This is a genomic window from Bacillus infantis, from assembly GCF_050107595.1.
Taxonomy (GTDB): Bacteria; Bacillota; Bacilli; order Bacillales; family Cytobacillaceae; genus Bacillus_AB; species Bacillus_AB infantis_C.
Genome location: NZ_JBNILH010000013.1, coordinates 39,226 through 62,786 on the forward strand (window position 1 = coordinate 39,226; position 23,561 = coordinate 62,786).

The 23,561-nt window shown below is 38.6% G+C and carries 30 protein-coding genes; 6 read left to right on the top strand and 24 right to left on the bottom strand.

Annotated elements, in window-relative coordinates; all coding sequences use genetic code 11:
• Nucleotides 1–4 precede the first annotated feature (4 nt).
• From nikA to ACQCVH_RS22070, 6 genes are all read right to left on the bottom strand, one after another.
• The gene (gene nikA / locus ACQCVH_RS22045) at nucleotides 5–1,633 is read right to left on the bottom strand and encodes a nickel ABC transporter substrate-binding protein (RefSeq protein ID WP_426837739.1); all 1,629 of its coding nucleotides are present in this window, start codon (nucleotides 1,631–1,633) and stop codon (nucleotides 5–7) included.
• A 505-nt stretch (nucleotides 1,634–2,138) separates the two neighbouring features.
• Nucleotides 2,139–2,684 (bottom strand): PIN domain-containing protein, encoded by a 546-nt coding sequence (locus ACQCVH_RS22050; RefSeq protein ID WP_426837740.1) that lies wholly within the window; start codon nucleotides 2,682–2,684, stop codon nucleotides 2,139–2,141.
• Nucleotides 2,677–3,450: an ImmA/IrrE family metallo-endopeptidase gene (locus ACQCVH_RS22055; RefSeq protein WP_426837741.1), complete on the bottom strand. Its 774-nt coding sequence runs from the start codon at nucleotides 3,448–3,450 to the stop codon at nucleotides 2,677–2,679. The genes ACQCVH_RS22050 and ACQCVH_RS22055 overlap by 8 nt, the downstream gene beginning before the upstream one ends.
• Nucleotides 3,451–3,795, bottom strand: coding sequence for a helix-turn-helix domain-containing protein (locus tag ACQCVH_RS22060; RefSeq protein ID WP_426837743.1), 345 nt, complete (start codon nucleotides 3,793–3,795; stop codon nucleotides 3,451–3,453).
• A gap of 151 nt (nucleotides 3,796–3,946) precedes the next feature.
• A complete protein-coding gene (locus tag ACQCVH_RS22065; protein ID WP_426837745.1) occupies nucleotides 3,947–4,270 on the bottom strand; it encodes a DUF771 domain-containing protein in 324 nt (107 codons plus the stop codon).
• A 17-nt stretch (nucleotides 4,271–4,287) separates the two neighbouring features.
• Nucleotides 4,288–4,509: a helix-turn-helix domain-containing protein gene (locus ACQCVH_RS22070; protein WP_426837746.1), complete on the bottom strand. Its 222-nt coding sequence runs from the start codon at nucleotides 4,507–4,509 to the stop codon at nucleotides 4,288–4,290.
• A 607-nt stretch (nucleotides 4,510–5,116) separates the two neighbouring features.
• Here ACQCVH_RS22070 and ACQCVH_RS22075 point away from each other — a divergent pair.
• Genes ACQCVH_RS22075 through ACQCVH_RS22085 form a run of 3 tightly spaced genes read left to right on the top strand, consistent with a single transcriptional unit; the run spans nucleotide 5,117 to nucleotide 7,097 of the window.
• On the top strand, nucleotides 5,117–5,308 hold the full coding sequence (locus ACQCVH_RS22075) for a hypothetical protein (RefSeq protein WP_426837747.1): 192 nt from the start codon (nucleotides 5,117–5,119) through the stop codon (nucleotides 5,306–5,308).
• The gene (locus ACQCVH_RS22080; RefSeq protein ID WP_426837748.1) at nucleotides 5,305–6,456 is read left to right on the top strand and encodes an FtsK/SpoIIIE domain-containing protein; all 1,152 of its coding nucleotides are present in this window, start codon (nucleotides 5,305–5,307) and stop codon (nucleotides 6,454–6,456) included. Before ACQCVH_RS22075 ends, ACQCVH_RS22080 begins: the two co-directional genes overlap by 4 nt.
• Nucleotides 6,453–7,097, top strand: coding sequence for a replication-relaxation family protein (locus ACQCVH_RS22085; protein ID WP_426837749.1), 645 nt, complete (start codon nucleotides 6,453–6,455; stop codon nucleotides 7,095–7,097). The genes ACQCVH_RS22080 and ACQCVH_RS22085 overlap by 4 nt, the downstream gene beginning before the upstream one ends.
• Before the next feature lie 524 nt (nucleotides 7,098–7,621).
• On the opposite strand, the gene ACQCVH_RS22090 is transcribed toward ACQCVH_RS22085, so the two are convergent.
• The 13 genes from ACQCVH_RS22090 to ACQCVH_RS22150 form a co-directional block, all read right to left on the bottom strand.
• Complete coding sequence (locus tag ACQCVH_RS22090; RefSeq protein WP_426837750.1) at nucleotides 7,622–8,806, bottom strand: helix-turn-helix domain-containing protein; 1,185 nt, start codon at nucleotides 8,804–8,806, stop codon at nucleotides 7,622–7,624.
• A 27-nt stretch (nucleotides 8,807–8,833) separates the two neighbouring features.
• Nucleotides 8,834–9,592, bottom strand: a complete 759-nt coding sequence (locus ACQCVH_RS22095; RefSeq protein ID WP_426837751.1) for a DUF5986 family protein — start codon at nucleotides 9,590–9,592, stop codon at nucleotides 8,834–8,836.
• Between the two features lie 220 nt (nucleotides 9,593–9,812).
• Nucleotides 9,813–10,388: a hypothetical protein gene (locus ACQCVH_RS22100; RefSeq protein WP_426837752.1), complete on the bottom strand. Its 576-nt coding sequence runs from the start codon at nucleotides 10,386–10,388 to the stop codon at nucleotides 9,813–9,815.
• A gap of 60 nt (nucleotides 10,389–10,448) precedes the next feature.
• Complete coding sequence (locus ACQCVH_RS22105) at nucleotides 10,449–10,883, bottom strand: hypothetical protein (RefSeq protein ID WP_426837753.1); 435 nt, start codon at nucleotides 10,881–10,883, stop codon at nucleotides 10,449–10,451.
• Nucleotides 10,883–11,494, bottom strand: coding sequence for a hypothetical protein (locus ACQCVH_RS22110; protein ID WP_426837754.1), 612 nt, complete (start codon nucleotides 11,492–11,494; stop codon nucleotides 10,883–10,885). The genes ACQCVH_RS22105 and ACQCVH_RS22110 overlap by 1 nt, the downstream gene beginning before the upstream one ends.
• A 155-nt stretch (nucleotides 11,495–11,649) precedes the next feature.
• Nucleotides 11,650–11,937 carry a hypothetical protein gene (locus ACQCVH_RS22115; protein ID WP_426837755.1) on the bottom strand — a complete coding sequence of 96 codons (288 nt, stop codon included), beginning with the start codon at nucleotides 11,935–11,937 and terminating at the stop codon, nucleotides 11,650–11,652.
• 30 nt (nucleotides 11,938–11,967) lie between these two features.
• Nucleotides 11,968–12,426, bottom strand: a complete 459-nt coding sequence (locus ACQCVH_RS22120) for an ArpU family phage packaging/lysis transcriptional regulator (protein WP_426837756.1) — start codon at nucleotides 12,424–12,426, stop codon at nucleotides 11,968–11,970.
• Between the two features lie 154 nt (nucleotides 12,427–12,580).
• Nucleotides 12,581–12,853, bottom strand: coding sequence for a hypothetical protein (locus ACQCVH_RS22125; protein WP_426837757.1), 273 nt, complete (start codon nucleotides 12,851–12,853; stop codon nucleotides 12,581–12,583).
• Nucleotides 12,854–12,875: 22 nt separating this feature from the next.
• Entirely contained in the window at nucleotides 12,876–13,106 is a 231-nt protein-coding gene (locus tag ACQCVH_RS22130) for a hypothetical protein (RefSeq protein ID WP_426837758.1), read from the bottom strand.
• 177 nt (nucleotides 13,107–13,283) lie between these two features.
• Nucleotides 13,284–15,626, bottom strand: coding sequence for a phage/plasmid primase, P4 family (locus ACQCVH_RS22135; protein ID WP_426837759.1), 2,343 nt, complete (start codon nucleotides 15,624–15,626; stop codon nucleotides 13,284–13,286).
• A gap of 40 nt (nucleotides 15,627–15,666) precedes the next feature.
• Complete coding sequence (locus ACQCVH_RS22140; protein ID WP_426837760.1) at nucleotides 15,667–16,161, bottom strand: hypothetical protein; 495 nt, start codon at nucleotides 16,159–16,161, stop codon at nucleotides 15,667–15,669.
• An 86-nt stretch (nucleotides 16,162–16,247) separates the two neighbouring features.
• On the bottom strand, nucleotides 16,248–16,529 hold the full coding sequence (locus ACQCVH_RS22145; RefSeq protein ID WP_426837761.1) for a helix-turn-helix domain-containing protein: 282 nt from the start codon (nucleotides 16,527–16,529) through the stop codon (nucleotides 16,248–16,250).
• Entirely contained in the window at nucleotides 16,526–16,768 is a 243-nt protein-coding gene (locus ACQCVH_RS22150; protein WP_426837762.1) for a helix-turn-helix transcriptional regulator, read from the bottom strand. Before ACQCVH_RS22150 ends, ACQCVH_RS22145 begins: the two co-directional genes overlap by 4 nt.
• A gap of 156 nt (nucleotides 16,769–16,924) precedes the next feature.
• On the opposite strand from ACQCVH_RS22150, the gene ACQCVH_RS22155 reads away from it, so the two are divergent.
• The 3 genes from ACQCVH_RS22155 to ACQCVH_RS22165 all read left to right on the top strand — a co-directional run bounded on the left by ACQCVH_RS22155 (nucleotide 16,925) and on the right by ACQCVH_RS22165 (nucleotide 20,337).
• The gene (locus ACQCVH_RS22155) at nucleotides 16,925–17,347 is read left to right on the top strand and encodes a helix-turn-helix domain-containing protein (protein ID WP_426837763.1); all 423 of its coding nucleotides are present in this window, start codon (nucleotides 16,925–16,927) and stop codon (nucleotides 17,345–17,347) included.
• A 2-nt stretch (nucleotides 17,348–17,349) separates the two neighbouring features.
• Nucleotides 17,350–18,516, top strand: coding sequence for a site-specific integrase (locus ACQCVH_RS22160; RefSeq protein ID WP_426837764.1), 1,167 nt, complete (start codon nucleotides 17,350–17,352; stop codon nucleotides 18,514–18,516).
• A 1,101-nt stretch (nucleotides 18,517–19,617) separates the two neighbouring features.
• Nucleotides 19,618–20,337, top strand: a complete 720-nt coding sequence (locus ACQCVH_RS22165; RefSeq protein ID WP_426837765.1) for a geobacillin-26 family protein — start codon at nucleotides 19,618–19,620, stop codon at nucleotides 20,335–20,337.
• A 472-nt stretch (nucleotides 20,338–20,809) separates the two neighbouring features.
• Here the strand turns inward: ACQCVH_RS22165 and ACQCVH_RS22170 are convergent, their stop codons facing one another.
• The 5 genes from ACQCVH_RS22170 to ACQCVH_RS22190 all read right to left on the bottom strand — a co-directional run bounded on the left by ACQCVH_RS22170 (nucleotide 20,810) and on the right by ACQCVH_RS22190 (nucleotide 23,539).
• Nucleotides 20,810–21,592 carry an N-acetylmuramoyl-L-alanine amidase gene (locus ACQCVH_RS22170; protein ID WP_426837766.1) on the bottom strand — a complete coding sequence of 261 codons (783 nt, stop codon included), beginning with the start codon at nucleotides 21,590–21,592 and terminating at the stop codon, nucleotides 20,810–20,812.
• Nucleotides 21,593–21,654: 62 nt separating this feature from the next.
• Nucleotides 21,655–21,939: a hemoblobin-interacting domain-containing protein gene (locus tag ACQCVH_RS22175; RefSeq protein ID WP_426837837.1), complete on the bottom strand. Its 285-nt coding sequence runs from the start codon at nucleotides 21,937–21,939 to the stop codon at nucleotides 21,655–21,657.
• Between the two features lie 164 nt (nucleotides 21,940–22,103).
• Complete coding sequence (locus ACQCVH_RS22180; RefSeq protein WP_426837767.1) at nucleotides 22,104–22,361, bottom strand: holin; 258 nt, start codon at nucleotides 22,359–22,361, stop codon at nucleotides 22,104–22,106.
• 11 nt (nucleotides 22,362–22,372) lie between these two features.
• The gene (locus ACQCVH_RS22185) at nucleotides 22,373–22,726 is read right to left on the bottom strand and encodes a hypothetical protein (protein WP_426837768.1); all 354 of its coding nucleotides are present in this window, start codon (nucleotides 22,724–22,726) and stop codon (nucleotides 22,373–22,375) included.
• A 96-nt stretch (nucleotides 22,727–22,822) separates the two neighbouring features.
• Nucleotides 22,823–23,539, bottom strand: a complete 717-nt coding sequence (locus ACQCVH_RS22190; protein ID WP_426837769.1) for a hypothetical protein — start codon at nucleotides 23,537–23,539, stop codon at nucleotides 22,823–22,825.
• Nucleotides 23,540–23,561: the final 22 nt, after the last annotated feature.

The window sequence follows — 23,561 nt, forward strand, 5'->3', positions numbered from 1 at the left end:
TCGCTTACTCCTCGATACTAATACCTGTAGTAGGATGTTCATCTCGATTAGCAGGGAATGTAAAATTAGAAACACCTTTTTGATAAATTGCAATTTGCTTAATATAAGAAATCGGTACAATTGCACCTTGCTCTTGTAATGAACTCAAAATGGATGTATATAGTTCCTGACGCTCATTTTCGTCAGTTGTTTGTTGAACAGCAGCAATCTGGCTCAATAACTCATCTTTATTAGGATAAGAAGATATCGCTTCTTTAAATCCAAACCCTTCAGTTGCAACTGCGTTTACGAAAGCATGCGGGTCATATGGAGCACCCCAATTACTATAGAAATTCATATCAAATTCATTTTTATTAAATCTTTCGACTTGAGTGGGAAGTTCAACTCCTACAATGTTTAATTTCACGCCAATTTGCGCCCACTCAGATTGTAGTGCTTCTGCCATTGTTTTTTGAATGGATTCAGCAGAATTATACATTAACTCAATTTCAAGTGGTTTCCCGTCTTTTTCACGAATATCTTTTCCATCTGGTATCTTCCATCCTGCATCATCTAATAATTGCTCGGCTTTATTAACATCATAATCAACTGTGGTTACATTAATATTTGAAGTGTAAGGGAAGTTACTTGATAAAATATAGTCAGCCTTCTCTTCCAAACCAGATGTCACACCTTCGACGATTGCTTCCTTATTAAAGCCATAATGCAACGCCTGACGAACTTGGATATCTGAAAGCGTATCCCTATTCGTATTCATGACCAGTATTCTAGTTGCAACTGGTTCAGAAATACTACTCTCATAAGAGCCTGTAGATTTTAATTCATTAAAAGCATCTATACTAATAATGCCTTCACCAAATATAAGGTCTAATTCACCTTTCTCAAAAGCCAGTACGCGTGTTTCCGCATCAGGAATTACTTTAACCGTGACTTTCTCTATATCAGGTAATTCTCCCCAGTAATTTTCGTTATGCTTGAAAGTCGCAAACTCATCTACTTTATACTCATCTAATACCCATGGACCTGTTCCAACTGGTTGTGCTATACCTTTTGAAGTGTCGCCGTCTTCGGGGAAACCTGCTTCTCCAAGGAATCGCACCGGACGAACAACAGCTAATTCCTGAATTGTCGGATAATACGGCTCTGTTAATGTAAACTTAAATGTATGTTCATCCAGGACCTCTGTATGATCAATTAATGAAATAAATCTTAACCAACTATGTCTTTCTCTGTGGTCCAAAATAGTATCAAAATTCTTTTTCACAACATTAGCATTAAAACTTGAGCCATCAGAAAACTTTACACCTTGACGTAAGTTAAATACATACTCTTTTCCATCTTGGGAAATCTCCCAGGACTCTGCTAATTGTGGTTTTAACTCTCCTCCATCTTGATAACTAACTAAAGTTTCATAAATCATGGATTGAGCGAAAAGTTGAGAAGGATTGTAGACATGTGGATTCATTTCACCTATATCTCTCGGCCAAGCAAAAGTAATCATATTGCTATTTTCACTAGTAGAAGAGGAATCTTCTACTGTTTCATTTGAATTTGAACACCCAATTAAAGTCATAGCTAAAATAAAAATCATTGTAAACATGAATAAAGTATTATTTTTAATTTGATTGAACATAAAATATCCTCTTTCCATTGAAATTGATAACCATTATCAATGGTAAAACCCAACCGGTTAATTGTCAATAAAATCTTAATTTTTAAGAGATTTTTCGAATACAAGAAGCTTTCTTGATAATTTAATTGTTCTAACCAGCAGAGTTGAATAATTGGTTGAATTTATTTAGCGTTCACCTAACACGAAAAAGAGGCTCTCAATAGTTTGGATAACTAATGAGAGCCTCTTTATTTGGCAATGTTAGCATTTTGTCAGCAAGACTCTTCAATCCTTGATCCGGCAAGGATTTGAGAGGTATGTTACATCATGCCGCCCATTCTTTTGGACATATAATAGGAAGAAACACGGATAATAAAACCCTATCATATCAATGTTTTTAGACACTTAAATAGAATAATTTTAAATGGTATTGAAAAATCATGCGGACAAACATGCGGACAAATTTCTATCTTAGAACAACAAAAAAAGCCCTTTTTAATAAGGGCTTGGATTATGAGTGCTGTAATCAGAATAATTCTCTTCCTTGCCTATCCTTAAACCAATCAATCGCTTGTTGGAAAGAACTTATGGGCGAACGGTACTTGCTCAAATTAATCATATCGTTATGAATGAGATCCGCTTCAGAGTGAGTAATAATTCCCTTATCAAATGCTTGGTAAAGAACACCAATACTACCCAGCAACGGGATACTGTTTCTTTTACAAAACCTTGCAGCGGCTCTCATGTCATCACACCCTACGGAATAACCATTAACTTTAGCAATTGATAAGACCGCTGATTCTCCTGGTCCAAATTGTCGTGTCAATGCGCCAAAGGTAGAGATAATTTCTACATGGTTTACGAAATCAATTGTAAATTGATTCAACCACCCTGCTTTTAAAGCAACATCAAGTGGAGTTTGCATCTTAGGCACCTGCCAACATTCAGTAAGGACATCATTTGGAATGATGATATCACCCCCAAATAACTGTTCAAGTATATCGAACCTATTTGTAAAACCATATCGAGACACAATACCCGTATCGATTACTAAAGGTGGGGAACTAAGCATAATCTTGTTCCCCCTCAAAAAGAACTGAAGAATCCTCTTCAACTACTAATTCTTCCAGTGAAGTATTAATATCACCAAGAAACTCTTCTAATTTCTTCTCGCTAATTTCATCGTTTTTAAAAGCAAACATCGCCTTCTCTATATATACTTGGGAATTGACCTTTGCACCATCCTTTTCGTAAAGATGCATTGAATAGCCTAGCGCTGAAGCTTCCCTCATGATCCGTATATTTTCTTTCATATCTTCATATTGGATTCTTGAAATCTGGCCCAAGTTATACACACGGTTTAACATCGCTTGCCAACTAACATTAAAGTACTGTTGAAGGTATATGATATCCCTATAAGTTGTAGGTTTTTTTCCGTTTTCAGTCCTCTTCAAAAGGTGCTTTAGGATACCATCTTCAGGCATTAAGAAGTGAGAAGCAAATTGATCAGCAAGTTTCTCAATTTCAAGGTCCTGGTTATACTTATTAACAGCGCATACCCCGCCCATGATATGGGTATCATATAAAAAGTGAGAGAGTTCATGAGCAGCAGAAAATATTTGATGCCCTAAAGTTTTATTTGAATTAATAATAACCAGGTGGGCATCTGCGGTCTTCATAAACATGGCTGATGCGTTACCTTCAAATGGTCTTTTAAAGAGATAAATCCCCTTATTTTCTAATAAGGAAAATATATTTGAGACAGGTTCATCACCTAGACCCAATGTATTTCGTAACTCATTTGCCCTGTTTTTGGCTGTTATTATAAGATCCTTCATTTAAATCTCCTCGATTATTTGATTAAGGTGTCTTATATTTATCAATATCTTACGAGCCCAATTTATCGTTTTTTGATCTCTTTCTTCCAGCTCATCTGCTCGAAATGCCAATTTGATTTCTACATTATCGTCGTTATCTGTATCCATTAAAAAGTAATCAACAGAAAATCCATATTGTTTTGCCATAGATGTTAATAAAAGTGTATCAATGGGACCAGATCCTTTTTCCACCGCTATAAGTTTCTGCCTGCTTATATTTAATTTATCAGCTGCCTCTTGCTGAGTATATCCTGAAAGATCCCTTGCTTCCTTTAATCTCACTCCTAATTGTGCGTGAGTAAGCATATTATCTCTCCTTAATAAAATTTGTTATTTGCGTACCCATATTGTACACATATACAAACATAATATACATTATTTTATTAAAAAAGTCACGTTTTCATTACAAACATTTGTTCCGATTTTACTCTCCTTACATTCTCATAACCTACCCTGTTTACTCCACCTTGAAAATTCCCTGAAAATTATCATCTAAGAATGCTGCCATTTTGTTAGCCTGAAAAGCCCATGTTTGCCCTTTACTCTTAGGATAAAAGACAAAACCACCAGATTCAGAATCGAGTAACTTGCGGAAACGAGTGGGATATAAAACATTCTCCTTGATCCATTCACTTTTTCGATTTACCCGCGCTTCCAAGTCCTTCATGTTCCAATAAACTCCCATGAGTTCGTGCTTTTTAAGCTCTTCCCATTCCACTTTTGAAATAAGAATTGAATCTTGAGGTATCGGTATAGATAAGCATACTTTAAACTGCTGCATCTTTTAACTCCTTTCTATCAACCCCAAAAATCCGTAAAGTCCACCTGGTAACCGTCTTCTTTTAAAGCCTTTATTATCTTCATTCCATTTTTCAAACTCGGTGTATATTCTTCCGGCTGACATAGCCTGCTGAGCGTACTCTTGCTTACTCCGCTTTTCTCTGAAAGTAGCTGTTGAGAAATTGAGTTTGAATCGATAAAGCTTCCAAATTTAGATCGTCTTTTACCTAATCTATGCATTAAGATCACTCCTCCCCATTAGGTTCGATAAGCATGTCTAAAAATCCTACAAATAAAAATTTGTTTTATATTTAGGAAACTTGGACAACCAGTCCGGCATAGGCTCTTATCAAGGTAGCTACCAAAGCAGCAAACAGAAAATGAACATGGTTCCAACCAAAGTATTTACCAATGTACTGTTATCAAGGTTTTACCCTTATCAAGATTAATATGAAAGTAAATAAAAATCTGTTTAAAGGGAGCGAGTGAACGGAGTGAACAAAGAGCGACCTAATGCCCATCTTCAGCAGATTTTATACATGAATATCCGAAAAAACTTTTAAGAAAATTATTTTAGCTGTCCTAGCTGGTCAGCCGCGGCTAAGTGCTTGGAATCAATGAATAGCGAGGGGATTTCATGCTTGTTTATTGAAGAGGGGCCGGATGGCCATATCAGATTGTATATTTGAAGGCAATTTGGTTGCTGAAAATTCAGCCGCCAAAAAAGGTAACTCAAAATTGAGCACCCCCAGAATTCACTGCCGGATTTCCGACTGTGAGCTGTGAAACCATTGGACACTTCTCCTCAAAAGTGAGGAGATCATTCACATAAAAAGGAGAGATCAACATGTTATTTTCACCTACGATCTTATTGGCCGGCGCCGCGACAATCGGCCTGGCTGCCCTGGATAAAACGCTGAGTGATTTCGGCTTTCATGGACTTAATACGGCTTTAAGATTACTCATCCCCATTGCAGCATTTGCAGCTGGCATCTACTTTCTTGAAACCAATCCACTGATTCACTGGATAAAGCTATGAGCATGTGGACGAAACTGAAGGCCCGGAAGAAGCTTGTCGATTCCTTCAAAGCTGCTGGCATATACCTGGGCCCGGACGACCGCCGGATCTATCCTAAAATCCACTCTGTTTCCACTACCGGACATTCCACAGAATTTACCTTCACCCTCCCGGCCGGCATTAACCCTGGGCTATTGAAAAAGCATGAGTATGTCTTTCATCAGAAGTTCGGGAATCAGCTCGAGTTCAAGGGAGAATATAAGAATTTCACCTTAACTGTTTATGCCAATGCCCTTCCGGCCGTACTCAAATACAATCACAGTTCATTCCTTCCACAGATTGAAGGACATTCCATCCCTATTGTGGCCGGCCAGGATGCAAACGGCAGCATGGTTGTATATGACATGGTAAAGAATCCACATCTGCTCATAGCCGGGGAAACAGGGTCCGGAAAGTCCACCCAGCTGAGAAGCGTTCTATCAACCCTTATTCAAGCGCTGCCGCCCGACCGGCTCCAACTATACCTATGCGACTTAAAACGGTCAGAATTCCACCTTTTCCGGCAGATAGAGCACGTTCAAGGGGTATATGTCTCCCCGGGCGAAATGATTCCCATTTTGCAAGAATTACAAGGAGAAATGAGACATAGAGGCGATATGCTGGATGCTCATGAGGTGGCGCATGTTGACGACCTGCCAGAACCGCCCCCTTACATTATCCTTTGTATTGACGAGGTGGCCCTGCTGCAAGATGAAAGAAAGGTCATGGCTTTAATCGAGGAAATCAGCGCCATAGGGAGGGCCCTGGGAGTATTCCTGGTCCTCTCCATGCAGCGCCCGGATAGAAAGGTACTTGATGGGAAGCTGAAAAACAATCTTACCGTCCGGATGGGCTTTAAGTGTGCGGATCTGATTAACTCTCGGATTATCGGGACCCCGGGAAGTGAAAAACTGAAACAGGAGGGCAGGATGCTGCTGAAGCTTCCGGGGCTATCCGGCTTGCAGGAGATACAGGCGCCATACCTGAGCATACAGGAAGCCAAAAAGATATTGGAGCCTTACAGGTGCCTAACAGTCAAGGGAGCAAAAAAAGGCCCTTCAAAGGCTTCTGCTAATGTGATTGAATTGCAGGAAACTGAAACCGGCATATTTGAGGTGTTGGACGAATGAAAACGAGGGACATGGCGATATTAAAAGACCTGCAGCGCTTCCGGTGCCTGACAAGGGACGATATTATTGATCTGCACTTCCAAGGTTTAAAGCAGCCTGTTACAAGCTGTAATACGGTCCTAAAACGCCTGCGGAGGGATGGTTATATAGAAGTGAGTAAAGAAAGGCAGCCATATATCTACTTTCCGGCGCCGGCCGGCATAAAGAAGGATTCAGCCAAAATTCCTCACTTCCTGAAGATAGTGGAGTTTTATAGGGCGGCCGAAAAATGGGCTACCCCTAAAACCTTTATTGTTGAGCCTAAGTATGGGAAGGGTTATATGGAACCGGATGCCTTCATGATCTGGAAGCGCGCTCCTTTCTTCGTGGAGATTCAACGCTCTGTATATTCGGATAAGGTGATGCAGGAGAAAGTAAGGCGTTATGAGGCTTATTATCACAGCAGGGAATGGGAGAAGGAGCCTTGGCAGCCGGAGAAGAAGGCCTTTCCGGTTGTGATTATGGTGACAGATACCAGGTACAATTTAAGTAGCTCATGTGTACGATTTATTCAAGTGCAAAGCTTAGAGCAGCTGCTAGCAATGTACAGCCCAAAAACTGGAATTAATATTAACGGCAGCTTAAAACTAAAGACATCATAAAAAAGCGACTGTTCTCAGGTATAGGAACAGTCTTTTTTCTATTAAGAAATAATTAAATGTATGTTTTAAGCATGGCATATTTATTTCTTTGATATTGGCAAGTGAGCGTGCTCTTGTTAATACACTGTAAGGCGAACCATAAAACACAAAGAGGGCCACCTTGGAGGAGGTGACCGGTAATGGATCTTAATGCAACTATTGAAATAATAAGGCTTTGCTTTGAAATTTTCTTCGGTACTGCCGCTTTCTTGATGCTGTTTATAAACAAAGATTAAGAGCCTTTGCGAGACCCGGCCAGGGGTCTCGTTTTTTCTTTGGTCTGAGTAGCAAAGGAACACTAAAAGGAACGTTCGTGGGAATATTCCATTCATCATTCTTTTCAATGCGCAAAACGTTGGTTTACTGCGGCTCATTGCGCTTCCTTTTCGTGTTCTTTTTCGTGTAATACAGTGTATGAAAAAGCGCTAAAAATAATACAAAATAAACTAATATAAATTATCCGGCAATTATTACCTTACAGCTCATCATTGATTCATAATATTTTTTTCATTTCTCTTTTGCTTTAAGCTGACGATATTGTCCGTATTTTTTGGTTCCTCTGTAATTAAATATCCTGGATCTAATCCAAGGAGTTCCTCCACTTCATTTCGAAATAAACTTAATCCATAATGCTGAGACAATTTTTGTATTATTTCTTCTCCGGTAGCATAATCATTCTCAATTAATAGCTCCACTGCCTGCTTCATAGCTTCCGGTTCTTGAACATCTTTAATGTCATCTAGTGGTTCTAATTTCCGCCATCCCTGTTGACTGATCGACCGTTGCATATATTGATACGAACTTTGAGATATGGCTCCCAGTTTATAAGCTCGCATAACCATAGCACCGATAGACACACCCCACTTTCTCTTTAGCAACTTATAATATGAAAGATCAGTTGGGTGTATAGAAACATCTTTTAAAAAACTTTCTTTGGGTAACAAAAATGCGGCAGCAAAATCATTTGCTTCTTGTTCGATTTGTTTGAATTCCTCTTTACTTAAATCATCTAAGTTCAAATAAGGATCGTGCAAAACCTTGTGGCCAAGTTCATGCGATAAGTCAAATTGCCTTCTAAAAAACGAATTTTTATCATTACCTAATATTATGGAATAATACTGTTTTCCATTAACCTCATGATGAGAACCAAAAGCATCGATTGTTTTCTTCCCTAAATTTATTGAAGAAAGTACAAATCCTTTAGTTTCTAATAAATAAACAACGTTTTTTATTGGTTCTTCTGAGATTCCCCAGTGTTCTCTAACCTTTGACGCTATATATTCAATATCATCTAATTTAGATTCATCGAATTCGGGTAAATCTAATTCAGGAAAGTCTACATATTCCTCCAACAGAGATCGAATAATCGTTAAATATTTTACCCTGTCATACTGCATTTCTCTCTCTTTTTTTCCAGTTGTAAGTAATGAGCGAAAATAAGTATTGCCAGTTTTAACTTCAACGGATTCTTCATAGAAGTATTCTTTCGGGAATTGCAATATACGCGTTAAATTGAACAGGGCCTCAAATGTAGGTATTGCTTTATTATTTTCATACTTTGACACCATTTGCTTACTTACCCCAAGCATCTCAGCCAATTCTGTTATTGTCATTCCACGAAAGATTCTTCCTTCTCTTACTCTCTGCCCGTTAAACTGACGCTCCGACAATTGTATTCCTCCTTATTGAGGAAATAATTAATTTATGCCTTCCTCTTTTTTCTTGTCTGCTTTTTTCTTCGGTATTTTTGATGTAGTAAGATCTCTCATATTTTTTATGGAGTCCTTAACTTTTGCTATAGGTCTTCTCTCGCTGTCAACATCCATATCTTGTCCATTTGAATTTAAGATATCACTATAATCTTCGCTTAGGTATGCAGACCAATCTTGTTTATCAACAAGCTCAAAAAATTTACTGTATAGCTTAGCTTCCACACCTGTAACTTGTTTATCTACCTCTTCAGAAACTACAAACACCACTTGCTTGACTTTAGGATAGTCCTCGCCGAGAAGCTTACGCACTTCTTCCAACCGTCTCATTTCATATTCCTCGGTTAGCGGAGCAAAAAATCCTAATTGCTGATTATCTAAACTTCGGGGTTCACCATTAATAGTCACGAAAGCATGAAAATAGTGAATGCTTTTTTTTCCTAATTTCTTAACAACCACTTCCATGTTTTTCTCTTTTGAAAAAACAAGCAGATTGCCAGAATTTAAGTCCAAGAGGCATATAAAAGCCCAAGTCCCTCGCTTCCTTTCAAGAACTACGAGATCGTGATCAAGCGCAACCTCTTTTATTCTTTTGAACCGTACGTCCCAGGCCCCTCCATTTCGGAAATTCCCCGTATATAATCCATGCTCATTTCTTATATCATTTAAAACATGGTTTGGCGAGGTAGTGAACGCTTTTACAAGATTTCGGATTACAGTTGTGTCGATACCTAAGCTAAGACTCATTGCTTCAACTCCCACTTGTAGAATATATAATAATATTACTACATTTTAAGAGAAAAAGTAAACCAAAACATCGTGTTTTATATATTTTTTCCACAATTTTATAAAACGGATAATTTCTAGAGTTTGCTGCCGATTAATGATGAACCATACTAGGAACCAAAAGTTAGATAGCCCTTACTTTTTCATTCGATTCCCTCATATGATCCCTCCATATCACTTCTTACCAGTAATTAGGATGGCAAATCTCATAAACCTTATCCTTCCCTAGCAAATTAATCATGTATTCTACCATCCCATATTTATGGCTAATGGATGTTCCATATCTAAGCATTCTTTTGTATTCTATATCTAAGGGGTTCTCTGTACTATCCTTAATAAATCCCCCCACATCCACAATCCAGAGATCTCCTTGTTGATCTATCATTACATTACCAAAATGTAGATCCCTTGGCGTCCATCCGCGCTTTAAGCATCCATCAAAGAATTCTTCGACTTTCTCACCGTGCTTTTCAACATCATAACGTACATTGAACCAAGAATAACCCGCGCAGTAAAAACCCAATTGAACCCCCTGTATTCTATCCATTATGAGCCAATCTTCTCCAAATTCATGTACCTTCGGAATAAAGGGTAATCCTTGGAGCTGCTTGAGTATCTTTCCGGAATTTTGTATATGGCGACCAGTGGACTTCTTTAAGACTAATTCATCGCTAAGCGCATAGACATTATATTCATAACCGGGAGAACCAATTTGTTTAAGGTTAGAGATATTAACACTTTCCAGGGAAAAAACCATTGTGATCGCTCCTTATTGAAAAACTAGCCCTCGCTTACAGCAAAGGGCTATGAAATTAGTCTATAAAGCTTTAATATCTTCAAAGGTAAGAGGTGTAGGCTGATCATGGACAATTTTTTCGCCCACTTCTATTACAAAGTCTTCGCCTTCTGTTAATGTCTTGTAAAAGGTTTTCTTATTACTGTTTGGATGACTTATCCCCGGGACCCATTGTTCAGCCATTTGCCACATTGCTATTGATTTCACTTCTGCAATGCGTTTGGACTGATCCTGTTCATCGTAAAAAAACGATGCTGTCCCCTGAAAGGCTGGCTCTTCAGCCTTAAAATATTTTTTCACTAGTTCAAATACATTCTTCTCCATAGGGCCCTTGTCTTTTTTGAATAGGCTGAAGTTAACCTTTGCCTCGTCAGTCTTAGGAAACACTTTGTAAGTGTAGCTGCATACAGGAAACAGTGCTTCTCTCTTCGCAATTTCTATTTCAATGGCGCGCATTATTTTTTACCTCCTTCTTTTAAGGTTTCCATAGGCATCTGGAGTTGCTCGAGTACTTTTAGTACTTTGGTTAAACCTTTCTGTGCTACTCCTGCTCGTGTTCCTTCAGGGGTGGTCCGTAAAAGCTTTAATCTATAATCAAGTTTAATTGGGGCTTCTTCTCCAATTTCCGCATCGGCAATGATCTGAATTTGATCAGGTATGCCTTTCATACTTTCCATTTTGGCGATTGAATCGAGTAACGGCAGAACCTCTTTTTCCATATGTTCAACCTGGTCCTGCAGCTTCAGTTTTAGTTCATTTAGTTTCTCGTCAAATGCTAACTGTTCAACAGCAACGTTCCGTTTTACTTTTTCTTTATGTTCCTCTGGTATCGCAGGCTCATTTAACTGATTAAACTTGATTTTTCTTCCCAAGGATCGTTCCTGCTTTTCCAGCTCATCATATTCCTCATCTGTCTTAGCTAACTCCTTGTACTTCTTTACCAGCTCGAGTCGTTCAGCTGTTTTTAGCTGCTTTCCCAAAAGTGCTTCTTTTTCTAATACAATTTGAATTGCCTTCTTGGATTCTACAAAGTATTGATTTTCGTCAATTAAATTTGTGTTTGCCATCCGTTATAACCTCCGTTTAATAGTTTTTAGGGGTCCCCCCCCCTACATGCGTGAAAATTACGAGTAAATCTGGAGAGTCGAGTCCCCCTCCCGGTGCCCTAATTCCGAAAAAAAACCAAAATAAAAAGAGGGGGGGAGTCTTTCGCCAAAAAGATTTAAGTGAATTTTTTCAACAGCCTCTCATCCAACTTCCTGATGTAACTCCGAATGTCCTCATGTGCCTTGTTCATTGTCCGATAAAGCAAAGCAAGCTTTCTTTCGAGCAGCGTTATCTCCGTCTTGACCCAGGCTGCTTGCTCAGTCTTACGGTTATTAACCAGGATTTGATAGTACTTTTCCTTCTTGTTCAGCCCAGCCAGCAGCTTCTCGGTTTGCTCTTCCCACTTCTTGATATTCTTGATGTGGCCTTTTACTTTTTTGCTGAAGAATAAATGATGCATCATCTTGATCACCACCTTCCAAGGATTTAACAGTTAGGCTTTGTGCCGCATCAATTCATCCACATCATAAAGACCAAATAACACAGCCAATTTGTCATATGCTTGGCGCTTTATTTTGTAGTAGAATGATTCGCTAATGCCCATGTCATTAAAGATTTCATAGTCATAAACTGCCTCGTCATCAACCATGTATCGCTTGATAATGATCTGCCTTTCCTTGCTGTTTAAACGATTGACAGCATCCTGGATGGTTTGGATATATTCCATCCTCTCGCGTTCATAATCCACCTTTTCAATGGCTGCTCTTTCAGCCCAGGAGCTGCTTGATGGATCCGACTGGCCGCCTGGTACTAATGAATAGGATGCTGTTACTCTCGGCAGCTTGTCCTCTGGTATGCTGAGCAGATATAGACGATATTTTTCCAATGCACCTTCAACCTGCTTTCTGATCTTTCTTCTTTCATCCCGATTAGGGATTGTCTCCCGTCCCACCAGACAACACCTCGCATGGTAAATTTCAGATGTGATAAGCGATACAGTGTCCTGATAAAATCAGCTTCCATAAACCGCCACCTTTGTGCTATACTTTTAGCAGGTTGGACGGGAGAGCATCCTGTCTTATGAGATATTCTGTTTTGAGCCTTCACTATTCGCAGTAGTGGAGGCTATTTTTTTTGCCCTGCAGCATTTCTTCCACAATTGATTCAATATCGCAGTGAGTGATAACACCGGATCCCTTTAATTTCCCAGCCAAGTAAACCAGGTACAGTGCAAAGCTTATATCTCCAAATTGCTGCTCCATCTCTTGATTGAAGATACGCTTAACCACTTTCCTTTCTGCTGGTGTTAAAAATCGCTGGGCCCCAATACGTTTCCGCAACTGCTCATAAGATGTGATTTGTTTTTTTGACTTTGCCATTGCTTATCACTCTCCATTTTTTTTATTTGGTTTCCAGAACAACTCTTTTACCGTAATATCGCGCTTTCTTGATGTAATAGCCGGTTGCATGGTATGGACTATCATCATCAATGCAATGAGCTCTCACATGGCCAGCCTCCTTGCCGTGACGATGAAAATCTGCGCAGTGCGGGCACCATATAGCCATGCAACCATCAGAAGTTCTTTCAATCCCTAACAAGACTGGTGCATCGAATTTTTTCTTATTTGCCAAAATGAGCATCTCCTTTATGTTTTTATTTACTGACACAACCGACACAACCGACACTGTTTTTGTAAAATCCCTATATTTTTTCTTATATATACTTTCTTTTTTCTTTGTCAGTTGTGTCAGTAAAAAATAAATAATAGATTAAAAGCCTTATATACCAAGGGTTTGCGGTACTGACACTTAAAGTTTGAATGCTGACTGTACTGACGCATCTTCTGGTGGTGGAAGCATCCCGATTCCCTGATATCCTCTGTCACCGTTAGAACCAATTCGGACTTGTTCAAAATGGCGCCCTTCTGCATTCATCTTTTCTTTGAGACTAGCTAAAAAGGCTTTTTTACTCAGTTTGTCATTTTCCTCCCCGTTATCCCGACACCAATATTCATAAGTGAACCAAAGGTCTTTAGTGGTGGCTTTTTTAGCAGGTTCGATAGTACAGCACTCTGATAAAAACCCTTCGAGATTGTCCATTTCAGTTCTGTATTGTTTGGTTGCTGCGATTACTTCAGCTGGTAGCCCCAAGCCTTCCTTTTGATATTTCAAACAGCCTTCCACAGCCCAGCGAAGTATGCCCGGCAATTCAGCTTGTAACTTTTCAGGTAATTTTTTATCCTTTTTCTCTTCTGGTATAGTTACAGTGAAAGGGATTAGTCTGATCCTTCGCCAAATTCCTGTATCAGTTCCATCAATGTTTGGCATGTGATTAGTGGTGAAGAAAATTTTAAATTGCGGTAGATATTCAAAGAAGTCCTTGTGCATGAATCGGGCCTTAATTGTTTCTCCACCTGTAAGCTGCTTGATTAATGATTCTGCAAGCTTTTTCCCTTTCTCACTTTCTACAGTTGAAACAAGTCGAGCTCCTTTTAGTGCAGCGATATCATTGTTTATCCTTTCACTGTTTCGGACCATGAAAGTATCTGAGTTTGCTTGACTAGCATAATCCCCCAGCATTTCCTTGATTGTATTAATGAATGTGCTTTTCCCATTTCGTCCGGATCCGTAAAGGAAAAACATTACTTGCTCAGTCGTGTCACCCGTAAGGCTGTAACCAATAATTTTCTGCAAGTAATTGATTAGCGCCAAACTTTCTTCACCTTTATCGTTTTTCATGATGCTTTTTAGAAAAGCAATCCAGTTAGGGCATTTTGCATTAGGATCATAAACAACCGGGGCAATTTTAGTGATTAAATCCAGCCTGTTATGCGGCAACAATTTTCCTGTCTTTAAGTCGATTGTTCCGTTTTCGCAATTGAGCTTCCAAGTGTCGCTATCCAACTCCTGGGGGAGTATAGGGATTCCTTTTTCTGATTTAGCTAAGGAAATCATTGACATAATCTTTCCCATAGACTCTGATCTGACAGCATGTTTAACTAAGTCAAGATCCGAATTTTCCATGTCATATGCTGACTTTCCCATATAGCGGACAGTTTCTTTTGCAAATAATTCAACCTCATTTGTTAAATCTTGAAGCCATCTATTTCCCTGCCAAACAAACCAGCTTGCGAATGGTGGGCAATATCTTAAATTTTCACCGTGCCTGTCAATTAATCGCTCGGCATTCCCTAAATCGGTTTTCGGAAAAGACTTTTTTTGTTTTTTCTGTTTGGAAGTTCCTTTTGGGCTTTCACGTTGGAAATCTTCTCTCACAGTAGGGGTTGATTGGATAGCATTCTCTATTGTCATTTCGCCATATGTACGGCCATCTGAAGAATGCTGCTTGTCCCATTTTTCTCTATACAATCCGGATTCTCGGAACATCGAATCCATTTTTACCGAATCCTTGTTAGTCCAAAAAGCAAGATGATTGCACAGGGATAAATCTGTGGAAGAATGATCTCCATTTGTCACCTGGCCATCGCATAGTGATCGGATAGCCAATCCATTTGCACTGCGGAACATTCTTTCCCACAGTTCTGCATTCGATAAATCTTGAGTGCTGTTTTTTACTGCCTTTTTATAGGTTTTAGCCTTGTTTTCTTTCTTCGGTAGATATTTTTGAAATAACAGCTTTAGTGCATCTGGTCTTTCCACAACTTCAGATACATTCTGTGAATTTCCAGTGAAAGTGAAGAAGCGACTGTGTCTATAGACTTCCAAACCTATTGAAGTATTTTTCTGACCGGTGCTTGATACCTCTGAAGGAAGTTCCCCTTTAACAATGATGTGGATCCCCTTACCGCTTGGCGAAATCTCTGTATAGCTGTTCATCATTTTTGAAATCTCTTCAGCTGAATCATTGTATTTTCCGTCAGCAATACATTTATCAATATCAATGCCAATAAAGGGATCTTCTTTTGAGAAAACAAAGCCGATTCCATCAAAGCCGCCATTGAGATAGGTTTCTTCAACTTCATTAAAGGTGGACCAGGTGCTCTTATCATTAGACTTAGCAGGTTTTCCATTAATCTGGCATGGTACCTTTGTTTGTTTTTCGCCCCTTCCTTTGAGTCGCCAAAGGACCCATTGATCAGTGCGCTTTAATTCTTCGGGTATATTGCTAAAGTTAATGTTCTGTTCACTCACTTTTCATCAAGTCCCCCTCCTGTTTGAAATTGAGAGTGCATTAAATGCTTTTTTCCTTCTCTTTCTGGGCTTCTACTTGATTGGTTAAATCTGTTGAAATCTTTTCTAGCTCATGTATTTGCAATTTCCAATCACCCATAGCCCCACGGATAAGTTTCCAAAGCATTCTCACCGATCTCAGATGTTCTTCAAAGTAAAGCTTTTCTTTCCCTTGGTCTGCGGAACCCTCCATCCCTTCTAAAATGCGACCCGCTAAGATCTCGATATCCCTGAGATTTAAAAAGTGAATACCTGTAGATCCTAATTCGAGATACAAGTCGAAGACGAGGTTTTCGATGGTGTCAAGGTCTTTGTTTTCTTCAATTGCATGTTTCTTCGCCCATGCTTCAGTGACCCAAAGATCCGCGGCACACTCTACACATTGATAAAGGTATTCTCCGAAGTTCTCCTGGCCCATGAACCTGGCCTTTGTCTGGTTATAATCTTTTGGCTTGCAGCTGGGACATTTATCATGAATCAGAATTGGTAAATTCATTTATTTTTTCCTCCTTCCAGTAACCGGGGTAAAGCTGTTTCTGCTAAGAAATCTGAAAAAAACTGTGGATAGTTTCGGCTCATTATTCATGCCTGAACTCCCTTCTTCCTTATCTCAATCGACCATTGATCAATGTATCGCTGGACCTCTCCCCGATGGAAAAGCCACTTGGCACCCAGGCGGATTTTGGGGAAATTGGGATCCTTGAGAAATTCCTTCTCGACTGTTGGCCAGGACAATGAAAGCATTTTACATAGTTGTTTCGAGTCCATTAGCATTGATTCAAATTGAATTTTTTCAATGCTCTTTCTAATTTCCTCCTGGTACAGAGCCTTCAATTCCTCCTCGTTCACTTTAATATCGATCATGACTCAACCGACTCCCTTTGACTCTTTGTAATCTTAAAGTTTACATCATCGATAAAAAAAATTTCTCTTGGATCTTTGTTAAACACTTCGGAAATTCTTAACATTATTTCACCGGAGGTATTTCCGCCCTTTTCAATCGTTGATATAGTAACCTTCGATACGCCTACAATGTTAGCTAATTCTTGTTGAGTCATATCAAATTGTTGACTTCTCCGGAGGTATTTAACGATATTTCTCACTTAATCACCTCGTCACGTTGTAATCTTATAGTTTACAATTTTATCTTATAATTAATTTTGTTAGGTGTCAACTGATAAATTACAAAAAAACTTTATTTTTGTTATCCTATGATTTACACTTAAAAGGAATTAAACACTTTATCTTTGGAGGGTATCATGAACGAATTCGGGCAATATTTAAGAGAACTGAGAGGAAATAGATCTTTAAGAGAAGTGGCAAATGAAGCTGGAATCAGTCACACCTATATTCGGAATCTAGAATTAGGGAAAATGAAAGAACCCTCCAACGAAGTAATTACAAAGTTAGCAAAAGTATATAAGGTGCCATATTATCATTTAATGGCCACGAAAGTTAAATTGACGGATTATCCTTACAGCGATCCTGAAGCGGAAGAATTAGTCGAAGAAATGTTTGATCTTCATAAAAGTTTTGAGCGTTACCAACTAAGTGGGACATACTTAGATTTAAAGAATATTTTAGAAGGTGACTATTCAGTATTTTATGATGAAAAAAAATTAACTTCGGAGCAAAAACAAATGCTATTAGGAATATTAAAAGTGGTAGTAAAGGAGGGGTGACAATGGCCCAATTCAGACAACGCGGAAAATCATGGACTTACATTATTGATCTGGGATTTGATCCACTTACTAAGAAACGACAGCAAATATCCAAAGGCGGTTTTAAAACAAAGAAAGAGGCTCAGGCTGCAGCCCGCATTGTTGAACTTGAAAAGCAGAATGGGACACTTGTAAAAGAATCAAAAATCTCTTTTGAGCAATTTGCCCTGGATTGGCTGAAGGCTTATAGCCGCAGTGGAGTAAAAATCAGCAGCGTGAGAGCCAGGGAAAAGGAAATGAAGCATTTTACTAGTGTATGGGGCCCCTTTCCGGTTGGCCGCATTACTAAAAAGATGTATCAGGATCGAATCATTGACCTTTCAGAAAAATACAGCCGCAACTATGTGGACGGCATACACTCCACAGGGCGGATGATCTTTAGGCAGGCTATTGAGTTTGGGATTGTCAAGATAAACCCTACTGAAAACTTCAGGCTGCCGAAACAACAGGCAAAAGTCGAGGATTTGGAAAAGGCTGAAGAGGAATACAAATTCCTGGAGAAAGAGGAACTGGCCGGCTTTCTGAAGCTTTGCCATTCTGACGGTTTAGAAATGGATGCCCTTGTGTTCACCGCATTGTCCTACACTGGCCTCCGGATCGGGGAGCTCCTTGCTTTAAAGTGGGCAGATATTGATTTGGAACAAGGGAAGCTACGTGTGACAAAGACCCTTTATAACCCAAACAACAATTATTTGAATTACCAGCTGCTAACTCCAAAAACGACCGGATCCATCCGGACAATTAAAATAGATGATTTGCTGGTAAACATGCTGAAAAAGCATAAGATTAAGCAGAATGAAATTAAGCTGAGAAACAGTATGATTTACAAAAATGAGGGCTTTATATTCGCCAGGGAAGATGGCTATCCACAATTAAGGAAAGTGTTTGAAACGAGGTTAAAACGGCTGCTGAAGAAAGCTGGGATTGAAAAGAACATTACACCTCATTCCTTCCGCCACACTCATACCTCCCTGCTTATTGAGGCTGGTGTAGGTATAAAGGAAATACAGCAACGCTTGGGACATAGTGACATAAATACGACAATGAACATTTACGCCCATATGACCGCCAATATGGAAGAAAAGGCCTCTCAACAGTTTAGCAAACTGATGAAAGACCTTCTCCTCTGATTGGTTCTTCTTTTGTCGTCCTATGCGGACAATGATGCGGACAAGAAAGGTTTAAATATAGCTCAAACCTTGATATAACAGGGTTTTCAGTCCCTAATTACATCATGCCGCCCATCTTTTGTTTCACTTTCATATCTTTTCAAACCCTTTCAAACACCAACTTTTTATTATGTTACTGCTAATTGAATTTCGTTTAATCACACTTCTTTTTATTTTGTTTGTGATTTTTTTGTGACTTTTCAATAACTTCTAGTCCGCCGAAACATAGCACACAGAGCCGAATGTAGTCCCAATTAGTTGGGGACCCTTCCATTTCGAACTTGATTATTTTTTTGATTCAAAGTAAAAATAATACCTTCCAAGCCTCAATTAATCTAAAATGAAAGAGAAAATGAACTATTTAATCCTACTTTTAACAATCATCTTTATGGCTGGTTGTACCAACACCAACATCGAAAATGCATCCAATACAGATATAGAAGCAGTTTTACAAGAAGTAACCACAGTTGAAACAAATAAGAATAATGAAGAAGAGCGATCGTTCCAATTGCGGAGGAAGCATCAACCCAACCAACTAATGAACTGTTCTTAGGATAAAAACTTATTGAAATTAATTGAACGAAAAAACATTTGCCTCTATGGACGATTTGTGCCAATTTGAAAATTGATTTCTTAGAGGAATATCTGAAGTTACTGTTCATATTCACCATAAAAATTGTAAGCTGAAAATATATTTTTTTCACTAATGGGTGCGTTTCTTCAATAAAGAGATTGCACCCTTTATATTGATTATAGGAGCAGTGATTAAAGAAGAAATGCTAGAGAAGAATTAAAGACCTCTAGTCTCTATCATGGTATTCGTTTTGTAATTGGCTAAGGAAGAGAAGTATATCCAAAAGCAGGGTTCCTAAGTTTTTGACAAAGAAGAAATTGAATTACTTCGCGAAAACTAGAGAGAAGTGTTTAATCAAAAAATACCATTTGTAAATTTTTGTCGATTTATATTTTCCAGGAAATTTCCTTTTTTTCAACTTTTTGCTAAGTTTATATTGTAGTATTAAGTAGATCAATATTATATTAAAAACAGGAGATGATAGGGGTATGAAAAGTATTAAAGTATTTTTAGCTTCTTTTTTATCAGTATTATTTATGGTGTTAGTTCCGTTGTCACAAATTCATGCAGCAGAAGGAAATCAGATTGGAAAGGAAATTAAATTTGAAGATGGAATTACTGCTAAAACCTTAGAAGATAATGAAGAAGTAAAAAAGGTTGAAACTAAAGATGATAAAAACATTTATATTGCAACATACTATAAAAAAACTGATGAAATGAAGTATGAAACATATGATTTAAATAGAAATTTAATCGAAGAGGAATTAATAACTGATAAAGCATCCTCTGAAGAGTCATTAAAAGTACAAGCTTTAGCAGCGAATGGAGAGTTAATTAGAAAAAGAACATTAAAAGATGTTTACGGTTACTGGGTTTATCAGAGTGGTAAAAATATCGTTTGGGTTACAAAGCTTCGTGATGGTGTAGTGAAAAATCCAGTGGAAAAAACCACAAATAGAGTTGATTTAAAAGATTTTAAAGGATCAGTAGATACTTTTATGAATAATAAAGATCAAGTGGTAGTTAAAGTAGGTAGTGGAATTATCGCAACAATTGTTGCATTATATGTAGTACCAGAACCTACTTGGACCAAAATATTAGCTGGATTATTAACAATTGTTTCCTCCGCAATTGCATATGCAGAAGGTAAAGCAATGTATAATGCATACATGGATTCTAAGTTGTATTACGCTCGAATTACTATATGATAAAAAGGTTGTAGATGTATGTTAATAGAATTAATAGTAATCTCAATTTTGTTTTTTATCTTACTTATGGTTTCCATAAGTAAGATACGTCAAAAAAAGTCCTCAGTATTTTTAACAATTTTGATTGGTATTTTATTTGGTGGAAGTGTCATCTACTTATGGTGCTGGTATTTATTTCTCTAGCCCATTGGGTTAGGAGATTATAACTCTTCCTATAAAAGAATCCTCGGAAGCACGCCTGAAACGCCCTAAATTGCGTTTTAAGGCGTTTTTTTTACAAGAGAGACTTCTATCGATGGTCAGTAGTCCTCGTGTATTGTTTGTCTATTTGTCTGTCTAGAAACTTACCGGGCCGGTCCCCTACGAGTTGGATTTAAAGATTTATTTACACCACTATGTCCCTAAATAAAGGAAGGTACAGACCAATTCAATAATCTTCGCAAAAGCCCCTCTCTACAAGAAGGGCTCTTTATTATAGTGTCACTTTCGCCTTCTCATTCGGCAGGAAGTTCACGTATTCAGAATGTACCCAGCCGCCAACCCTGAACCATCCTTCCTTATATTCACTTACTTTGTATTCTCCTCCTGGTTCCAAGTCACGGATCACTTTGCTTTTGTTGTCCGGCTCTTCTCTTAGCACTGTGTTATCCAGAACTTTTAGGACACCAATTCTACCTTCTACAGGCCTTGCCTTTAAGCGTGCGTCTGCTAGCTCCAAGTCGTCATCCCCTTTCTTTAATGGTTGAACAATACGTCCAGAAAGGACATCTTTATAACTCCAAGTATCTCCGGGACAGTTTTTCCATGCGTATCCTGGGCACTCTTGGTGGCCGATTGTCCTTTTCATGTTCGGCAGCACTTTATAAAGGTCTCTGTTCAATAAATAAAGAGACTCCAATTGTTCAGGTGAGGGTACTTCTGCTGCCCCCTCTTTCCGGAAGTCTCCAATCAAGCAGGTACCAATTGAACGGGTATTTGTGTTGCCGGCATGGTAAGTACGGCGATCAAGGTCATCGCACTGATAAATTGTTCCGTCTACTCCAATAACAAATGCATAGGCAATTCCTGGCCATCCATTCGAGTCAATATGATAATCAGCAAATCCTTGTGGAGTAGATCCGCCCAGGTGCTGGGCAGTCATAGAATGATGGATAACATGCGTATCTTTCACGGCAGTCCCTACATATGGGTAACTTCCGTTTCTCCTAATCGTTTTCCGGATATCCTTGTATTTCGGAATACTACTTATTGCCATATCAAGAACTCCTTTCATTCATAATAAAAAGCCGCCCGAAGGCAGCTTAGTATGATGTACTCTTAGTATCTGTTGTTTGGTACCGTTACTTTTACGACTTGATCTTTAAAACCGGTAGCTGAAAAAGTTATTTCATAATCTACAAAATCCACATCGAAGCTACTTCCATATCCAATATTAGTCGTGCCTATTACTCCTGGCTCATTGATATTAAAATGAGAGAAAAAATCTCTTACAAGATCAAATTCCTTCACTTTAATCGAATAAATATTTTCTCTCCATTCAGGATTATCAGGCGTAAAGGTAAATGAAAGAAGGCCTCCATAATGTAAATTTAATGCTGTCAGTGCTGGTGGTTCGCTATCCTCGTCTTATGAATTATAACGAGACTTCACCGTACGGGCCACTTTCATGGCATACGGCGATCCGTCAACTGTAATCCTTATTCTTATTTCCCCAATACTATTTTAATCCATAATATTTAGGTATAGGAAGAATTTATTTACAAATCTTACCTCGTAGTACCTGGTCTATTATTGCCTATTTCAAAAAGTCCTGTTGCGGCTAATCCTGCAAAGGCTCCTGCCCACAGTCGGAGAACAATATCCAGGTCTGTAAAAGGCGATGCAGCTGCACCGATTGCTAAACCAACAACCAAGGCAATTAGGGGCAATAAATTCTTCGGAAGATTCACCGTCCGCTTAACCAATTCCACGCAAGCCAGCACAATTGGCAAAATGATTGATGCTAAGATTAATATTGTTTCCATTCAAATCACTCCTACTGAATTAATGTGACAATGGCTGCAATAATTCCAGCCAGGCTGCCTGCACCGAAAACACCAGTCAAAATCTTTTCCCTCGTATCCATCTTTTTCATTTTCAAATCCTTCTCAGATTGGGCATCGAACTCAACTTGTTTTAAAACGTGATCCGCAAACGGTTTTAATAGTTCCCGGGTCTCCCTTCCGTCTTTCATAACGGTTAATTCTAATTGAGCCTGTCCTTTTTGAACTCCAATCAAATCAGCTTTCAGCGCTGACATTTCCTGTTTAAACTGTGCGTTTTCTAGTTCTAAGGCATCTAGTCTCGGCAGTACGTTGGTATTTATTACTTCATCATGTTTTTCTAACATTTCTTGCCCCTCCAATGTCCATTGCCCCCCCTTAAACGGTTATCTATTTTGTGCATAAAAAAACCTCACCAATAAAGGTGAGGCTTTGGCTCGTATTTAATTGAGATTTATACTCACTGTTTCTTCACTCTGGTTTACATATGATACAGAAACATAAGGTTTTTGGAATGTAATAAACTCTTTAGTGTGTGTACCTGACCATGCAGAATTATTAGTAGAACTTGTCCCAATTCTAGCATCAAACCATCTTACATTTTTAATGTAGGATCCTGTTTGGAAGTTAGTACTACCCCCTGTTTGGGCTATAGAGGTTACCCTTTTAAGCTCATTGCCTGAACCACTTTTAGTCCATCCGCTAGCATCAGCTTCTAGAGTAATAGTTCGCTTGACCCCTTTTGTGTCAATACCAGTAACCTGAAGAGCTACCTTATTATCAGAAGCAACATAGAATTTCATGAATACTTCTTGATTGGACTTAAACCTGACATCTGTTTTGCCTGATTCTGGCCTACTTCCGTTAACTCCAACAAACGGGGACCAGTTATCATAAGTTGGACTATGCTGAAACCCTGCATCCACTTCAGTTCCGCCATGTGATCCACCAACATAAGCATAAGCCGTGTCAGTACTATTACCATATTTAATATTTGAGCCTCCAGGAAGATACACATAAGTGGACATCCAAGAGTAACCTGCATTGGAAGCAACTTTACGATAAGGGCCTGTAGTAGTTTCACCAGCAGCATTTGATTCTAAAGGAATTATAACCAGTAACAGTGTAAGAATTGATAAAAAGCTAACTAGTTTTTTCATTTTTCCCCTCCTAGATGTAATA

Bases quoted from the DNA above. Each gene is read 5' to 3' on its own strand.
- ACQCVH_RS22080 (WP_426837748.1), top strand. From the start codon at position 5,305: ATGAGCATGTGGACGAAACTGAAGGCCCGGAAGAAGCTTGTCGATTCC.
- ACQCVH_RS22050 (WP_426837740.1), bottom strand. From the start codon at position 2,684: ATGCTTAGTTCCCCACCTTTAGTAATCGATACGGGTATTGTGTCTCGA.
- ACQCVH_RS22105 (WP_426837753.1), bottom strand. From the start codon at position 10,883: ATGCGCGCCATTGAAATAGAAATTGCGAAGAGAGAAGCACTGTTTCCT.
- ACQCVH_RS22110 (WP_426837754.1), bottom strand. From the start codon at position 11,494: ATGGCAAACACAAATTTAATTGACGAAAATCAATACTTTGTAGAATCC.
- ACQCVH_RS22075 (WP_426837747.1), top strand. From the start codon at position 5,117: ATGTTATTTTCACCTACGATCTTATTGGCCGGCGCCGCGACAATCGGC.
- ACQCVH_RS22165 (WP_426837765.1), top strand. From the start codon at position 19,618: ATGAAAAGTATTAAAGTATTTTTAGCTTCTTTTTTATCAGTATTATTT.
- ACQCVH_RS22085 (WP_426837749.1), top strand. From the start codon at position 6,453: ATGAAAACGAGGGACATGGCGATATTAAAAGACCTGCAGCGCTTCCGG.
- ACQCVH_RS22190 (WP_426837769.1), bottom strand. From the start codon at position 23,539: ATGAAAAAACTAGTTAGCTTTTTATCAATTCTTACACTGTTACTGGTT.
- ACQCVH_RS22060 (WP_426837743.1), bottom strand. From the start codon at position 3,795: ATGCTTACTCACGCACAATTAGGAGTGAGATTAAAGGAAGCAAGGGAT.
- ACQCVH_RS22155 (WP_426837763.1), top strand. From the start codon at position 16,925: ATGAACGAATTCGGGCAATATTTAAGAGAACTGAGAGGAAATAGATCT.
- ACQCVH_RS22095 (WP_426837751.1), bottom strand. From the start codon at position 9,592: ATGAGTCTTAGCTTAGGTATCGACACAACTGTAATCCGAAATCTTGTA.
- ACQCVH_RS22140 (WP_426837760.1), bottom strand. From the start codon at position 16,161: ATGAATTTACCAATTCTGATTCATGATAAATGTCCCAGCTGCAAGCCA.
- ACQCVH_RS22180 (WP_426837767.1), bottom strand. From the start codon at position 22,361: ATGGAAACAATATTAATCTTAGCATCAATCATTTTGCCAATTGTGCTG.
- ACQCVH_RS22055 (WP_426837741.1), bottom strand. From the start codon at position 3,450: ATGAAGGATCTTATAATAACAGCCAAAAACAGGGCAAATGAGTTACGA.
- ACQCVH_RS22145 (WP_426837761.1), bottom strand. From the start codon at position 16,529: ATGATCGATATTAAAGTGAACGAGGAGGAATTGAAGGCTCTGTACCAG.
- ACQCVH_RS22100 (WP_426837752.1), bottom strand. From the start codon at position 10,388: ATGGTTTTTTCCCTGGAAAGTGTTAATATCTCTAACCTTAAACAAATT.
- ACQCVH_RS22125 (WP_426837757.1), bottom strand. From the start codon at position 12,853: ATGGCAAAGTCAAAAAAACAAATCACATCTTATGAGCAGTTGCGGAAA.
- ACQCVH_RS22070 (WP_426837746.1), bottom strand. From the start codon at position 4,509: ATGCATAGATTAGGTAAAAGACGATCTAAATTTGGAAGCTTTATCGAT.
- ACQCVH_RS22065 (WP_426837745.1), bottom strand. From the start codon at position 4,270: ATGCAGCAGTTTAAAGTATGCTTATCTATACCGATACCTCAAGATTCA.
- ACQCVH_RS22185 (WP_426837768.1), bottom strand. From the start codon at position 22,726: ATGTTAGAAAAACATGATGAAGTAATAAATACCAACGTACTGCCGAGA.
- nikA (WP_426837739.1), bottom strand. From the start codon at position 1,633: ATGTTCAATCAAATTAAAAATAATACTTTATTCATGTTTACAATGATT.
- ACQCVH_RS22115 (WP_426837755.1), bottom strand. From the start codon at position 11,937: ATGATGCATCATTTATTCTTCAGCAAAAAAGTAAAAGGCCACATCAAG.
- ACQCVH_RS22160 (WP_426837764.1), top strand. From the start codon at position 17,350: ATGGCCCAATTCAGACAACGCGGAAAATCATGGACTTACATTATTGAT.
- ACQCVH_RS22170 (WP_426837766.1), bottom strand. From the start codon at position 21,592: ATGGCAATAAGTAGTATTCCGAAATACAAGGATATCCGGAAAACGATT.